Annotated in this window: 8 protein-coding genes; 2 read left to right on the forward strand and 6 right to left on the reverse strand. The window is 70.3% G+C overall.

The genetic code is table 11. From position 1 onward, the window contains the following. Positions 1-242 precede the first annotated feature (242 nt). The 5 genes from VIP82_RS05020 to VIP82_RS05040 form a co-directional block, all read right to left on the reverse strand. A complete protein-coding gene (locus tag VIP82_RS05020) occupies positions 243-6311 on the reverse strand; it encodes an Ig-like domain-containing protein (protein ID WP_331906275.1) in 6069 nt (2022 codons plus the stop codon). Positions 6312-6538: 227 nt separating this feature from the next. Beyond that, entirely contained in the window at positions 6539-8914 is a 2376-nt protein-coding gene (locus tag VIP82_RS05025) for an ATP-binding cassette domain-containing protein (protein ID WP_331906277.1), read from the reverse strand. 179 nt (positions 8915-9093) lie between these two features. Then, positions 9094-11367, reverse strand: coding sequence for an LLM class flavin-dependent oxidoreductase (locus tag VIP82_RS05030; RefSeq protein ID WP_331906279.1), 2274 nt, complete (start codon positions 11365-11367; stop codon positions 9094-9096). A 9-nt stretch (positions 11368-11376) separates the two neighbouring features. After that, complete coding sequence (locus VIP82_RS05035) at positions 11377-11985, reverse strand: TetR/AcrR family transcriptional regulator (protein WP_331906281.1); 609 nt, start codon at positions 11983-11985, stop codon at positions 11377-11379. Between the two features lie 39 nt (positions 11986-12024). Continuing rightward, the gene (locus tag VIP82_RS05040; protein ID WP_331906321.1) at positions 12025-12594 is read right to left on the reverse strand and encodes a DNA-3-methyladenine glycosylase I; all 570 of its coding nucleotides are present in this window, start codon (positions 12592-12594) and stop codon (positions 12025-12027) included. Positions 12595-12767: 173 nt separating this feature from the next. On the opposite strand from VIP82_RS05040, the gene VIP82_RS05045 reads away from it, so the two are divergent. Then, positions 12768-13172 (forward strand): glucose-6-phosphate dehydrogenase, encoded by a 405-nt coding sequence (locus VIP82_RS05045; protein ID WP_331906283.1) that lies wholly within the window; start codon positions 12768-12770, stop codon positions 13170-13172. Positions 13173-13286: 114 nt separating this feature from the next. Here the strand turns inward: VIP82_RS05045 and VIP82_RS05050 are convergent, their stop codons facing one another. After that, positions 13287-15392, reverse strand: coding sequence for an acyl-CoA dehydrogenase family protein (locus VIP82_RS05050; RefSeq protein ID WP_331906285.1), 2106 nt, complete (start codon positions 15390-15392; stop codon positions 13287-13289). Positions 15393-15586: 194 nt separating this feature from the next. On the opposite strand from VIP82_RS05050, the gene VIP82_RS05055 reads away from it, so the two are divergent. After that, entirely contained in the window at positions 15587-15943 is a 357-nt protein-coding gene (locus VIP82_RS05055) for a VOC family protein (protein ID WP_331906287.1), read from the forward strand. The last annotated feature ends 28 nt before the right edge of the window (positions 15944-15971 follow it).

Raw genomic sequence — 15971 nt, forward strand, 5'->3', positions numbered from 1 at the left:
AACCTCGGCCTCCTCCGGGGTGTCGTGCGTCTCTACGTGGCGTCGAGACCGGACGTGGGGCGTCGGGCGCTCACAAAGACATCAGGGAACGGTCCAGCCTAACCCGACACACGGAACGCGATTGGACGGGAAGTGTCAACTACGACGATGCTAATCCGCCTGATCAGAGCCGATCGATGGGGACAAACACCCATCGATCGGCCCAGCGGAATTCCGGGCGGAATCGGGCGTGCGCCCGGCCGCTACCAGGCGGTGGACTCGGCGTCGCCGGAGCCGCCTGGCCCGCTGTAGCTCACCCACTTCGCCCCGGCGTAGCCCGAGTAGCAGCTCAGCTGCACGCTGTCGTTCGCCCCGACGTAGTACGAGTTGCTGCTCCACCGGCCCTCGGCGTCGTTGCAGCTCAGGGTGTAGGTGCCTGCCACCCAGTTCTCCACGTTGAACACGAAGTAGGAGCAGCCTGCGCTGCTGCAGTTCGGCATGCCCACCGCGCTGGAGCCACGGCTGGTCCACGCTCGCGGCTGCGGCGGCGCGACGGTCGTGGCGGAGGCGGATGCCACCGACGAGACCTGGCCTGCGGCATCCGTCACCCTGGCCTGAATCGTCCGGTTCGCGCTGTAGCCGAATCCGTGGGTCTCCGAGCCGCTGAGCGAGACCGGGTGCCAGCCGCTGACGCCTTCGATCGCGATCTCCATCTTCACGATGTCGCGGCCGTTCGTTGCGGGCGGCGACCACTTGAAGGTGATCGACGTCCCGCTCGCGCTCGCGGATACGTTCGGCGCCCGAACCGGCCCGTAAGGGATGGCGCCGTTCGACTGCGCGGACGGCTCACCGGTGTAGCGGACGCCGTCCATCGAGGTGTACGCACGGACGCGGATCGTGTACGTCGTGCCGTTCGACAGGCTGCCGATCGTGTTGTTCGCCGGCATGGCTGCCCAGTTGCCGCCGTTCAGCGAGTACTCGTACTGGACCTCGGTCGCGGTCGCACCGTTACCCGGAGCAGCGCCGTACGCGACGACGACCGCGCTGTTGTTGTTCGGCGTCGACAGCGACACGCCCGTCGGCACGCCGGGCACTCCGAACGCGCGGCGCGGTGCGGAGGCTGCGCCCCAGGCGCTCCACCCCGCCTTGTTCGAGGCGCGCACACGGAACGTGTAGTCGCTCGTCGACGTCGTCACATTGAGCGCCTGACGCAGCTGCGAACCGGGGATGCCGGTGACCGTACGCACGACGGACGAGCCCTGCATCACCTGCAGCTCGTAGCCCGAGATCGCGTCGCCGTTGTCGACCGGGGCGCCCCAGACCACTTCGAGCTGCGCCTGGTCGCCCACCGGGTCGAGCCGGTTCACCGAGGGAGCGGCCGGCGCCTCGGGCGCCTTGGCGGGGATCTCGCTCACGGACCACGGGCTCCAGCTCGACGGCTCGGGGGCGAGGTTGTGCGCCTGCACCCGCACCTGGTAGGCGACGCCGTTCTGCAGGCCGTCCCACGTGAGCGAGTTGCCGGTGATCTCTGTCTTCTGACCGATGCCAGACGGCGGCGCCGGCGAGATCTCCAGCGTGTACTTCTGCACCGGCGAACCGGGCGTGGTCGGGGTGACCCACGAGACCGCGAGGCTCTTGTCGCCGAAGACCAGGGTCGGCGCCGCGGGCGTGTCGGGACGGGCGTCGGGACGCGCCTCCTCGGAGGGTGCTGACGGGTCGGAGGGGCCGACCCGGTTCTCGGCCACCACGGTGAAGTTGTACTTCACGTTGTTCGTCAGGCCGTCCAGCGTGCAGGTGGTGGCGAGGCACTCCTTCTCGTAGTTCCCGGCGGTCGACGAGACGAGGTAGCGCTCGATCTCAGCGCCGTTGTTCGCCGGCGGCGTCCACGACAGCACCACCGTGCGGTCCTGCACGCTCGAGACCGTCGGCGTGCCCGGAGCGTCGGGCTTGCCCTGCACCGTGAGCCGGATGCGGCCCTCGACCTCACGGTCAGGGTCGCCCGTCGCATCCTGCACGCGATAGCGCACGACCATCGTGCCGAAGAACTTCGCGTCGGGCGTCACCTTCACCTCGTCGCCGACGACCTCCACATCGCCCTGACCGGTCTCGAGGATGGCCGTCGTCACCTTCAGCGGCTTGTCGGGGAACGGGCTCACGTCGTTGCTCAGCACGGGCACCGTGACGGTCTTGCCCTGATGCGCCTCGGGGACGATGTCGTCGTTCGCCGTCGGGAGCTCGCGGGTCGAGGCGATGACGCGGACGTTGACCACGCCCTCGATCGGCTCGGTGGTGCCGTCGTCGATGCGCACGCGGATGGTGGCCGCGGTGCCCTTCTTGGTCTCGGCCGCCGCACTCACGCGCAGCTCATCGCCCTGGATCGACGCGGTCATGCCGTCGGGCGACCCGCCGACGATCTCGTACTCGAGGCGGTCCGCGTCCTCGGGGTCCGGGTCGGTCGTGAGACCGCCGAGGTCGAGCGACGTGGCGTCCTCGCCGGGTGCGACATCCATCTGCCCGTTGACGAACGTCGGCTGCTGGTTCTCGGGCGGCAGCACGGTGATCGGCAGCGTGAGGGTCGACTTGCGGCCCTCGGGATCGTCGGGGCCGGTGCCGTCGGTGACCTCGAACGTGATCGCGTCCGCCCCGAAGTACCCGCCGGCCGAGGTGTAGACGAGGGTGGTCTGGTCCTTGATCAGCGACGATCCGTCGTTGTGCGCCGCAGTGACCTTGGCGGCCTCCGTGATGATGACCTTGCCTCCGTCAGCGGACCGGACGTGGTCGGCGAGGGCCAGCTCCACGGTCTCGCCGCTCTTGACCTCGATCGGCTCGGCCGAGAGGAGGGTGGGCGGCAAGGAGGACAGCGCCGGGATGTGGATGAAGGCGGATGCCGCGTTCCCGTCACGGTCGGTGATCGTATAGGTGACGAGCCGGTCGGCGTCGCCCAGCGTCACGCGGACCTTGCCGTCGGCCAGCACTCGCGATTCCGCGTCGGCGACCTTGAGCTCGAGATCGTCCACCGTGCCGTCCGGATCCTCGTCGTTGGCGAGCACCTCGAGATCGACCACGCCGTCTTCGACGTCGGCGGCGCGCACGTAGTCGTCGCGCGCGATCGGCTTCTGCAGCGGAACGTCCTCCGCCACCGTGATCTGCAGCACGGCCTTCGCCTCGGCGCCGCGAGCGTCGCGGATCGTGTACTGGAGCGACGTCTCGACCGGCTCCGACGGAGAGGTCACGACGACGCGGTTGCCTTCGACCCTCGCCTTCACATCCGTCCCGCTGGGGAGGATGATGCCGTCCTCGACGATGCCGAACCTGTCGCCGTCGGGGTCGGAGTCGTTCGCGAGCACCGGCACGGCGACCGAGCGGCCTGGCCGCATGAGCACCGAGTCCTTGACGGCATACGGTGCCTGGTTGACACCCTCGGGCGGCGCGACGCCGACCCGGATGCTCGCGGTGGCCTCCGCGCCGAGCCGGTCGCGCACGCGGTACGTGAAGGCGTCCACCCCGGCGGTGTCGTCGAACGCCTCGTACACGAGGTAGTCCGGGCCGGTCTCCACGACGCGGCCCTTGCTCGGCGATGATGCCAGGCCGACCAGCTCGACCGAGTCGCCGTCGGCGTCGATGCCGTCCAGCGGCACCGCGATGCGCACACGGCTGCCGCCGAGCACGCGAGCGGTGAGGTCGCGCGGTCGGGGAGCGGCATTGGTCTCCTCGTTCACGGGGAGCACCTGGATGGTGATGTAGCCGGCGTCCTTCTGGCCGGTGCTGTCGACGACCTCATAGGTCGCATAGACGGTGCCCGGCTTCTCCGACGCCCGGAAGCGCACGGTGTCCTGCGAGACGAAGACCTCGCCGTCCTCCGGCTCGACCAGCGGGGGCACGAGATCCGGGGCGACATGGATCGCGTCGCCGTTCGGGTGGTAGTCGTTGTCGAGCACCGGGATGGTCACGACGTCGCCCGCACGCACCACGACCTGGTCGTCGTTCGCGACGGGCGGACGCAGCTGCGCGGGTGCGGGGATGGGGATGACGATGACGTCGCCCTCGGCCGACTGCGAGCCGTTGGAGATGCGGTACGAAATGCGCACCTGCTCGGACAGCGCCGCCTGATCGCTGATCCGCAGCGTCTCGTGGTTCAGCACGGCCACGGCGATGCCGGAGTTCGGCTCCACGGTGACGGACTGCACCACCAGGATGCCGCCGGACGGATCGGAGTCGTTGGTCAGCACGTTGACCAGCACCTCGCCGCCGCTCGGCAGCAGCGCGACGTCGCGCACCGCGACTGGGGGCAGGTCGGTCTCCCCCTCGGGGATCACGTCGACCCGCACGATGCCGGGGACGCCGGCGGCGCCCGCGGCGACCAGGTATTGCACGTAGTAGGTGCCCGGGGTCGCGGAGCGGAAGGTGAAGGTCTTGTTCGCGTAGTCGGGCACCGTGTCGGCCCCTGCAACCGGGTCGACCCGCGCCAGTCGCAGCGGTTCGCGCCCCGCGCCGACATCGTTGGCCAGCGGCGAGACCGTGGCAGTCTGTCCCGCGCGCACCGCGACATAGTCCGCGTTCGTGACCGGGTCGATCGAACCGACCGGTCGCACGTCGAAGCGAACGGTGCCTGCGGTCGCATCGGAGCCGTCGGAGACCGAGATCTCGACATCCTTCCGGCCCTGCGTGCCACCCACCGCGCGGTAGGTGATGCGTCCGTCCGAGGTGAAGTCGGCCTCGTCGCCCTGAGCTGGCGCGACCGAGCTCAGGAAGACGTCGTCGCCGTCGGGGTCGATCCAGTCGGGCAGGACGTTGTAGGTGATGGTGCCGCCGGCCTCGACCGCCACGGTTGTCACGCGCTTCTGGGTCGGCGGCGCGTTGACGTCCCAGCCGTGCACCGCGAGCGACACCTTCGCGGTGTCGGTGCCGCCGCGGCCGTCGGAGACCTCGTAGCTGAAGGAGGTCGTCCCCGAGGCGTCCTCGGGGACCGCGATCTGCAGCGCACGGCCGTTGTCGATCGACTGCACCTCGCCGACGGACGGCCCCCCGTCGAGCACCCGGGTCGTCAGCACATCCCCGTCGGGATCGCTGTCGTTGTCCAGGAGCGGAAGGATCGTGGTGCGGCCCGGACGGACACCGAGGTCGTCGTCGTTCGCGTCCGGCGGCGTGTTGATGTCGGAGCGCTCCGGGAGGACCGTCTCGGTCGTCTCCTCGGTGGTCTGCTCGTCGTCCTCGGTCTCGCCCTCGGGAGGGGTGATCTCGTCCCAGTTGTCGACACGCTGGAGGTCTTCGACGGCCATCCACGTGGCGCCGCCGACGATGTCGTTGAGCACCACGACATCGCGGTTGACGCGGAACTTCAGGAGCGACGTCGGCTCGATGCCGTCGATGTCGACCGCGAGGTCGTCGCCGTCGCCGGCGCAGTCGCGCACGAAGCGGCCCGAGCCGGTCCAGGCGGCGTAGCCGCAGCCGTCGAGCCACACCGGCTCGGCCGGCGCCCCCTCGCCGCCGGCCTTCACCGTCGTGGGCTCGGAGCCGTCGAACGGCACGCGCACGAACGTCGACGCCGTCGAGAGCGACACCGCATCCGACGACGCGGAGGGCTGCTGCAGGACGGCGTTGCGGCCGCCGTCGACGACCGTCGCGCGGCCGTCCGCGATGACGGTGCCGGTGGCGGCGTCGAGCACGATCGGCTTGTCGCCGACCGCGGTCACCGACAATTCCGCCTTGTCGTCGAGATCCGGGAGCCCGCTGCGGATCGGCTCCTCCGGCGTGTCGTCGGCCGCGAGCCGCACGGTGACGAGTTCGGAGCTGTCGGACGAGACCGCGTGGACCACTCCGTCGACGCCGACGGCGACATCCGCGCCCTTTCCGACGTTGACGACGGGGTCCGTGCCCTCGATCTGGAAGGCGCCGGCGCTGGCGGCGGGTAGCACCCACAGATCCCCGGACGCGCGGTCGAGGATCGCGACGGTCGAGGCCCCGAGCGCCACTTCCGCATCGCCGGGGATGCTCGCCGCGCCCGCGAGCGCGACCATTCCCGGGTCGATCACGCTGACCGCGGAGCCGGCGTTGTCGACGAGGAGGACGGTGCCGCTCGACTGGAGGATGTCGTAGTCGTCGCTGGTCGTCCGCAGACCTCCGTCGAGGACCTGAGACTCGTGGTTGAAGTGACCGACCATGAGGCTCGACTGCTTCGTCACCCACACGCCGCCGTCATGGAGGTCGACCTCGGTGGTGGGAACGCCCTGGTAGACGAAGGCCAGCGTCGTGAGCGTGACGGCAGCGGCCGTGACCGCACCCGCCGATGCGAGCGCGCGCGGACGAGCGCGCAGCCATGCGGAGGACCTCATCGAGCCTCGGCCTCCTGCGGGGTGTCGTGTCTCTGCGTGGCGTCGAGACGGGACGTGGGGCGTCCGGCGCTCACCGAAGACGTAGGGGGATCAGTTCAGCCTAACCCGGCGCATCCGTGCGATGAGACGGGTAGTGCCAACGACCGAATCGTATCCACCGAGCCCGAGCCGATCGATGGGGACAAACACCCATCGACCGTCTCTCGGCGGCCGGTCCCCTCGACGCGTCAGGAAGCCGCCACGCCTTGCGGAGCGCCGACGTACTCGCGCAGGTGCTGCGCGGTGAGCGTGTCGGCGCCCTGGACGAGGTCGGCCGGGGTGCCCTCGAACACGATCGCGCCGCCGTCGTGGCCGGCGCCGGGACCGATGTCGATGATCCAGTCGGCGTGCGCCATCACCGCCTGGTGGTGCTCGATCACGATCACGCTGTTGCCGGCTTCGACCAGGCGATCGAGGAGTGCCAGCAGGTTGTCGACGTCCGCGAGGTGCAGGCCCGTCGTCGGCTCGTCGAGCACGTAGATCGCACCCTTCTTCGCCATCGAGATCGCGAGCTTGAGGCGCTGACGCTCACCGCCCGACAGCGTGTTGAGCGCCTGACCCAGCGTCAGGTAGCCCAGCCCCACGTCGATCAGGCGCACGAGCGTCGTGTGCGCCGGGCCCTTTGCGAAGAACGCCGCCGCGTCGGAGGCCGACATCGCGAGCACCTCGGCGATGTTCTTGCCGTCGAGCGTGTACTCGAGCACCTCATCGCTGAAGCCCGACCCCTCGCACAGCTCGCACAGCGTCTCGACGGTCTGCGTGAAGCCGAGGTTGGTGATGATCACGCCGAGCCCGCGGCAGGCCGGGCAGGCACCCTCGGAGTTGGCGCTGAACAGCGCCGGCTTCACCCCGTTGGCCTTGGCGAACGCCGAGCGGACGGTGTCGAGGATGCCGGTGTATGTGGCGGGACTCGAGCGCCGGTTGCCCTTGATCGGCGACTGATCGACGACGACGACGTCGTCGAGGGCCGGCACGTTACCGTGGATCAGCGACGACTTGCCGGAGCCTGCGACGCCGGTCACGACAGTCAGGATGCCGAGCGGCACGTCCACGTCGACGTTCTTGAGGTTGTGCTGGGTCGCTCCGCGGATCTCGAGCGCGCCCTTCGCCGCCCGGGTCGACGCCTTCAGCCGCGCGCGGTCGTCGAGGTGGCGGCCGGTGATGGTGCCGGACGCGCGCAGGCCCGCGACATCCCCCTCGTACTGCACCTCGCCGCCCGCGCGCCCTGCACCCGGCCCCAGGTCGACGACGTGGTCGGCGATCTCGATCACCTCGGGCTTGTGCTCCACCACGAGCACGGTGTTGCCCTTGTCGCGCAGCAGCTTGAGCAGCCGGTTCATGCGGGCGATGTCGTGCGGGTGCAGACCGGCGGTCGGCTCGTCGAAGACGTAGCTGATGTCGGTCAGCGGCGACCCGAGGTGACGGATCATCTTGGTGCGCTGCGCCTCGCCGCCCGAAAGCGTGCCCGACGATCGGTCCAGCGACAGGTAGCCGAGACCGATGTCGATGAACGACGCGATCGTCTGACGCAGACCGGCCATGAGCGGCGCGACGGACGGGTCGTTCACGGTGTCGAGCCACGCCGCGAGATCCGTGATCTGCATGGCTGCGGCATCCGCGATGCTGAGCCCCAGGATCTTGGACGACCGCGCGCCCTCGTTCAGCCGCGAGCCGCCGCAGTCGGGGCACGGCATGAACTTCACCGCCCGGTCGACGAACGCGCGGACATGCGGCTGCAGCGAGTCGCGGTCCTTCTGCAGGAACGACTTGGTGATCTTCGGCACGAGACCCTCGTAGGTCATGTTGATGCCGTTGATCTTGACCTTCGTCGGCTCCTTATAGAGGAAGTCCTCGCGCTCCTGCTCGGTGTAGTCCTGGATCGCCTTGTTCGGGTCGACGAAGCCGGACTCGGTGAACCCCTTCACCATCCAGCCGTCGACGTTGTAGCCCGGCACCGTCATCGCACCCTCGGCGAGCGACTTGGTCTTGTCGTACAGCTCGTCCAGGTCGACGTCGCTCACCTCACCCAGGCCCTCGCAGCGCGGGCACATGCCGCCGGTGATCTCGAACGAGCGGCGCTCCTTGACCTTCTTGCCGCCCTTCTCCATCGTCACCGCACCTGCGCCCGAGACCGACGGGATGTTGAACGAGAAGGCCTGTGGCGAGCCGACGTGCGGTTGCCCGAGTCGGCTGAACAGCAGCCGCAGCATCGCGTGCGCGTCGGTCGCGGTGCCGACGGTCGACCGGGCGTTCGAGCCCATGCGCTCCTGATCGACGATGATCGCGGGACTGACGTTCTCGAGCGCGTCGACGTCGGGCCGGCTGAGCTGCCCCATGAACTGCTGCACGAACGTCGGATACGTCTCGTTGATGAGCCGCTGCGACTCGTTCGCGATGGTGCCGAACACCAGCGACGACTTGCCCGAGCCGCTCACCCCCGTGAAGACGGTGAGCCGGCGCTTCGGGATCTCGACCGACACGTTCTTCAGGTTGTTCTCGCGCGCACCCACGACGCGGATGACCTCGTGCGAATCGGCGACGTGCGAAGGGGGGTTCTCTGCCATGCCCACAGTCTGCCCGGCGATGCGGACACCGCGCTTCCTGAATCCTGCTCGATCCGGAGTCGCCGCCGGGTTCGGCGCGTTTCGTCTCGCTCGTCCCCCGCTCGCTCAACGACCGGGACCGAGCAACCGGTCGTTGAGCGAGCGAAGCGAGACGAAACGCCTCGAGATCTCCGCAGACGTCAGGCTGCGTCGGACTCCGCGGCGTGGGCGGAGACGGCGGCGTCGGCGGCGGGCTCGACCGCGAAGTTGTCGCGGAAGACGCAGGCCGGGTCGTACGCCGCCTTGATCGCGCGCAGCCGGGCGAGCGTCGCGGGCGGGAACGCCTCGGCGATCCGCTCCGGCCGCTCGGACGAGTCGAAGCTCAGGTACATGCCCTCGACGTGCGCGGCGAGCGCGCGCCACTGGGCGTCGAGGCGGTCGGGGTGGGATCCGAGCGCGGCCACCGAGAAGTTCGCCGAGCGGTGCGCGTACGCGGTCGCGTCCTCGGCCATGTCGGCCACGGCTCCACCGACGGCGCGGAGCTGGAAGAAGGGCACGGCGCCGGATTGCAGCATCCGTGCCGCCGCCGCGGCGAATGCCGGTGTGACGTGCTCGATGAGGCCGGACCGCGAGTGCGGCTCGCCGGCGCCGTGCTGCGGGCCGAGGTCGGCATTCCCCATGATCTGCGCGTACGTCGTGAGCTGCACCGACTGCTGCACGAGCGGGGCGAGCTCGGCGAACGGCTGCAGGCGGGCGATGATCGTGTCGGGATCGTCGGAGTCGACGACCCCGTACAGCTGCACCACCTGCGGCTGCCCGGGTCGCGGGCCGCCGGTCAGCAGGAACAGCGTGAGATCGCGGGGCGACGACTCCACGATGCGGCCGTAGCCCTCGAGGAACGCCGCGACGTCGTCGACCTGGAACGCGAGCTGCGCGTAGCCCACCTGACCGACCTCGTCGACCTCGAACTCGAAGGCGGTGACGACGCCCACGTTGGCGCCGGCGCCGCGGACGGCCCAGAACAGGTCGGGGCGGGTCGAGGCGTCCGTCCGCACGATCGAGCCGTCGGCGAGCACCACCTCGGCCGCGCGCAGGTGGTCGATCGTGAGACCGTGCTCGCGCGCGAGCAGGCCGATGCCGCCCGCGGTGGCGAGACCGCCGACCCCCACGCCGCCGTAGTCGCCCGAGGTCAGCGCCCAGCCATGCTCGCCCAGGACGGCGGCGACCTGCGCCCAGCGTGCGCCGGGTCCGATCCGCACGAGACGCCGCCCGGCGTCGAGCACCTCGATCTCGTCGAGCCGCCGGAGGTCGATCACGATGCCGCCGTCGTTCGTGCTGCGGCCGCTGATGCCGTGCCCGCCGCTGCGCACCGAGAGCGGCAGCTCGGGATGCCGCCGCGCGAAGCCGATCGCCTGCCCGACCTGCTCCGCCGATTCCGGCTGCAGCACGAGGCCCGGTGCGCCGCCGCGCATGTAGGTCGCGCGGACGTCGCCGTAGCCGAAGTCGCCGGGCTCGATCGCGTGGAGTCCTGCCGGAACGTCGTCGTACGCGATGCCGTCGCGCCGGGCGGCGAGCGCCGACGACGACCTCACCGGCGCCGCCGAGACACCGCGGGTGCCGCGTTCGGCCGCCACGAGCTCGCGGACAGCGGGGGCCACGTCCTCGCCGAAGCGCTGCAGCAGGTTCGGGTCGTCACCGGCGAGAATGAAGGTGCCGATGCCGTCGTCGAGCGCGAGGCGGGCGAGGCGCTCGGCGAACTCCCGGGGATCGGCGGCGAGCTGGCCGACGTTCAGCAGGCGCCGGATCTCGCGCGGATCGCGGCCGACGGACTCCGCGGCTTCATCGATGGCAGCGTTGCCCTTCGCGAGGTCGCCGGGCTGCATGTATCCGAGCGACGGCAGCCAGCCGTCGCCCTTGCGGCCGGTCAGCGACAGCATGCGCGGCTTGTACGCCCCGATATGGATCGGGATGTCGTGCGCGGGCCGAGGGCCGCGCTTCGCGCCGTGCACCCGGTGGTACCGGCCGTCGGTGAACACGCCGCCCCGCTCGTCGGTGCGCCAGAGCGCCCGGATGACGTCGATCGCCTCTTCGAGGGCCGTCACCGCCTGACCGGGGGTGAGGCGCGTGCCTCCCATGGCCTCGATGGCGTCCCAGAACCCGCCGGCCCCGAGTGCGAGGTCGAAGCGCCCGCCCGAGAGCAGGTCGATGCTCGCCGCCGATCGGGCGATGACCGCCGGCGGGCGCAACGGCACGTTGAGCACGTTCGGCGCGATCCGGATGGAGTCGGTGCGCGCCGCGACGAACGACATGAGCGTCCACGTGTCGAGGAAAGCCGGCTGGTACGGGTGGTCCTGGAAGGTGACGAGATCGAGCCCGGACGCCTCGGCCACCTGCGACAGCAGCACCGGGGCCTCGGGGGTCGCCGCCGCGGGGGTGATGAAGGCGCCGAATTCGAGAGGGTGTCCGTAGTCCATGGGGTCCTTTCAGCCGGTGGCCGCACTGCGGCGGATCGGCGCGGCCGTGGTCGCGGCCGGTGAGTCGAGGGTTCCCGGGCGCATGCCCGAGACCAGGATGTCGAGCAGCAGCTCGCGATCGGCGGGAGCGCCGAGACGCACGGCGTGCTCGACCCCGCAGATCAGGCGCTGCAACTGGGCGACCGAGAGGTCGTCGCGCACCACACCGTCCCGCTGCGCGCGGGAGAGCACCGCGTCGTACCCCGCGAAGACCTTTCCTCGTGCGACGGAGCACTCGTCGTGCAGGTCGGGATCGGTGAGGGCGAGGTCCGTGAGCACGGTCTCGAGGCCGCCGTCCTGGAGCTGCAGGATGACCGCGTCTTCGAGGAACCCCCGGAACGCGGCGTGCGCATCGGGCTCGGCGATCGCGCGGTCGGCCGCGGCGCCCAGCCGGACGAGGGTATCGACGCTGAGGGCCTCGATCAGCGCCCGGACGGTCGGGAAGTGGCGGTAGACGGTGCCGATGCCCACGCCGGCATCGCGGGCGATGTCGTTGAGGCGCAGGGAGCGTGCGTCGTGCCGGCGCGCGACCTCGAGGATGCGCTCACGGCTGCGAACGGCATCGGCTCGGGGGCTCATGCCTCCAGCGTACACCCGAAACGGATAGAGTATCCGTTTCTAGGTGGACGCCCGCCAGCAGCCGTCGACGTGGTCGTCGACCATGCCGGCCGACTGCATCAGCGCGTACATCGTCGTCGGTCCGACGAACCGGAAGCCGCGCCTGCGCAGGGCCTTGCTCAGGGCGTCCGATGCGGGAGTGGTGGCGGGCACCTCGGCGAACGTCGCCGGGCGACGGTGGGATGCCGGCGCGAACGACCACATGAACGCGTCGAGCTCACCCGGTTCGAGGTCGAGCACGAGCCGCGCGTTGGAGACCGTGGCCTCGATCTTGGCGCGATTGCGGATGATGCCGGCATCCGTCATCAGTCGTGCGATGTCGTCCTCGCCGAACGCCGCCACGACCTCGGGCGCGAAGCCCGCGAACACTTCGCGGAACCGCGGACGCTTGCGCAGGATCGTGATCCACGAGAGGCCGGCCTGGAAGCCCTCGAGGCTCATCTTCTCGAAGAGAGCCCGGTCGCCGTGCAGCGGTACGCCCCACTCCTCATCGTGGTAGCGGGCGTACTCGAGGTCGTCGCCGACCCACGCGCAGCGCGCGCGGCCGTCGGCTCCGAGGCGGACGTCGATGCTCACCCGGTCAGACTATGCGCGGGCACCGACTCGCGGTCGGCGGCGGTGCGGGCGCGCGACGGCATCCCTCAACCTTCATGTGGAGGTCGCACCTTCGGTCGCCGGATGCCTCCGCCGTCGCTTACCGTGGAATGTCGGGCCTCTGGCGGCCCGCGCTGGGAGGAAACGCCATGAAGATCGTCGCTTCGTCGGACTGGCGGGACGCCATCCCCTTCGACACTCTCGTGCTGGTCGCAGACGTCGTGCCCGGCGAGCCGACGCGGTGCTTCACGTGCGGCGCGGACTCCGAACCGCGCGAGCGCACCGAGCTCTGGGCATACAAGCACCGGCACCCCAAGAACCACGACGGCTACGTGCGGTTCTACTGCGCGGAGCACCGCCCGGCGATCCAGCGGCCGCTGGCTGCGGCATCCCTCGCCCCGGCGCGCGGAACCGGGCGACCTGCATCGCGCCCTGCGGCCGAGCGCCGCGTCTCGAAGCCGACGATCCCCGACCGTGTACGCGCGATGTGCCCGAACTGCTTCGTCGAGGTCTCGGCGACGGGCGAGTGCGGGATGTGCGGCTGGGCCGCCTGACCCGGACGACTCGGAAGCCGCCTTCACGAGGGACATGTCCGGAACCCCCCGATTCCGGACACCCTCCCGCGCATCGTTACCGTTCCGTGACCTTCGCGATCGGCCGCCCTTCGGTCACTTCTTCTTGAGCGACTTCTCCGACACCGGCGCGTCACCCGACGCGGCGAGCGCGCGGTAGTACTCGCGAGCCTCGTCCTGACGCGCGCGCTCAGCACCCGACGCGATGGGCGCCCGCACGTGCTCGGGCGCGAAGCCGTAGGCGTCGACCAGGTCCTGCGCGTGGGGGCGGAGCCGCGCGCACAGGCGGTCGATGTAACGGGAGACGGATGCCGCGCGCTGCGCCGACAGCCGCCCACTGATGAGGTACCACGCGAGGTGCTTCTCGATCAGGTGCATCCCGAACAGATCGCGCAGCCAGGTCAGCACGTGCTTGGTGCCTTCGTCGGAGACGCGGTGGACCCCGTCGGTGAACGCCTCCCACTGCAGCAGCTCCGCGTGGGCGCGGGCCGCCTCGATGAGCTCGGCCTGGTGGCTGTTGAACAGCGCCGCGGCCTCTGCCGGCGACAGCTTGGACGCCGGGCGCAGCGCCGCCGCGACATCGGCCACCATCCGCTGCACGCGACCGGCGAGCAGTTCGTGCTGCTGGTCCTCGCGCAGGCCCAGCTCGACCGAGCGCGCCGTGGAGCCGAAGTCGGCGACCGACTGGCCGAGCTGTCGCAGCCCTGCGCCGTGGAACAGCTTGCCGGCGGTCTGCCCGACGGCGAAGCGGGCCAGCTTCGCGGCATCCGCCCCCTTGAACTGCTTGGCGTAGTCCGACAGGAGGCGCTTCCCGACGAGCTGGAGCAGGACGTTGTTGTCGCCCTCGAAAGTGACGTAGACGTCGAGGTCCTGGTGCAGACCGACCAGGCGGTTCTCGGCGAGGAAGCCCGAGCCGCCGCACGCCTCGCGGGCCTCCTGGATCGTGCTGAGCGCGTTCCAGGTGCTGAGCGGCTTCAGCGCCGCCGCGAGGGTCTCGAGATCCTCGCGCTCTTCGGAGGTGTCGGTGCGCCCGGAGAAGACGCCGTCGAACTTCCTCAGCAGCTCGTCGTGGCTGAAGAACTGCGCGTAGTTCTGCGCAAGGAGGGGCAGCAGGCGCCGCTGGTGCTTGCCGTAGTCCAGCAGCACGACCTCTTCGGTGCCGGCGCCCGAATCGAACTGGCGGCGCTGGTTCGCGTACGTCAGGGCGATGTGGAGGGCGAGCGCGGTGCCGGTGGTGGCGGCGCCGTCGAGCGACACGCGACCCTGCACCAGCGCGCCGAGCATCGTGAAGAAGCGGCGGCCGGGGCTCGGGATGTCGGACGTGTACGAGCCGTCCGCGGCGACCTGGCCGTAGCGGTCGAGCAGGTTGAAGCGCGGCACCCGCACCTGGTCGAACGCGAGCCGGCCGTTGTCGATGCCGCTGAGGCCGCCCTTGACGCCGTCGTCCTCGCTGATGATGCCCGGGAGCATGTCGCCCTCGTCATCGCGGATCGGCACGAAGAAGCAGTGGACGCCGTAGTTGACGCCGCCGGTGATGAGCTGCGCGAACACGGTCGCGGCCTTGCCGTGCAGCGCCGCGTTGCCGAGGTAGTCCTTGTACGCGCCGCGGAACGGCGTGTGGATCACGAACTCCTCGGTGTCGGCGTCGTAGGTCGCAGTCGTGCCGATGGCGGCGACATCCGATCCGTGGCCGGTCTCGGTCATCGCGAACGCGCCCGGCAGGCTCACGTCGATGACGCCCGGCAGCCATGCCTCGTGGTGCTTCTGGGTGCCGAGCTGGAAGATCGCCGACCCGAAGAGCCCCCACTGCACACCCGACTTGATCTGCAGGCTGGGGTCGGCGAGCACGAGCTCCTGGAAGCCCGCGAGGTTCGCGCCGTTGTCGTTCAGGCCGCCGTACTCCTCGGGGAAGGCGCGGTGCGAGCCGCCGTGCTCGACCAGCAGGTGCAGCTGCGTCAGGACGCGCTCGCGGTGCTCGGGCATCGGCTGCCCGTCGATGCGCCAGAAGGCGGGGTCCTTGATCATCTCTCGGGCCTCGCGGCGGGTATCGCCCCACGTGCCGAGGAGGAGGTCGGTGACAGCAGCGATGTCGATGCGGGGCTCGGATGCCTCGGCCGCCGTGTGCGGTGCTGTCGGGGCGCCACCGGCGGGGGTGCGCTTGCTGGTGGCGGGCTTCTTGGTGCGGACGGCGGCGTCGGCCATGTGCATCACCTTTCGGTGCGATGGACAGAAGGAAGGTCACCTCGACCGTAGGACTCCCACAAGCCAGGCTCAAAGCGGCTGGCGGATGTCCACAACTCGGATGCGAGACGGGTCGTCCTGGCGTTGTGCGAGACGCACAGGTGGGCGCGATCGCCCCGGTGTGCCAGACGGTGGACCGCCGTAGGCTCGGCGCCATGACGCCTCCTACTGCCATCACGACCGCGTTCATCCCCGTCCGCGACGCGCGTGCGGGGGCGCACTGGTATGCCGACGCTTTCGGCCTCGGCATCACCGAGGAGACCGACTTCTCGAGCGTGCTCGCCGGGTCGCACGGCCAGGTGACGCTGATGGGCCCGAAGAGCGGCATCCGCGTCGAGCCCGGACTGCCGTGGGCTACGTGCAACTTCCGTGTCGACGATCTCGCGTCGGTGCACGAGCGGCTCGCCCGACTCGGCGCGCACCCCGGCGACATGCTGGGCGACCCCGACCGCTGCCTGTTCTTCACCGCGACGGATCCCGACGGCAACACGCTTCTCGTGACCGATCGCTGAGCTGCGGATGCCGGCCGGCCGGTGGCGC

It is taken from the genome of Microbacterium sp. (assembly GCF_036566905.1).
Taxonomy (GTDB): Bacteria; Actinomycetota; Actinomycetes; order Actinomycetales; family Microbacteriaceae; genus Microbacterium.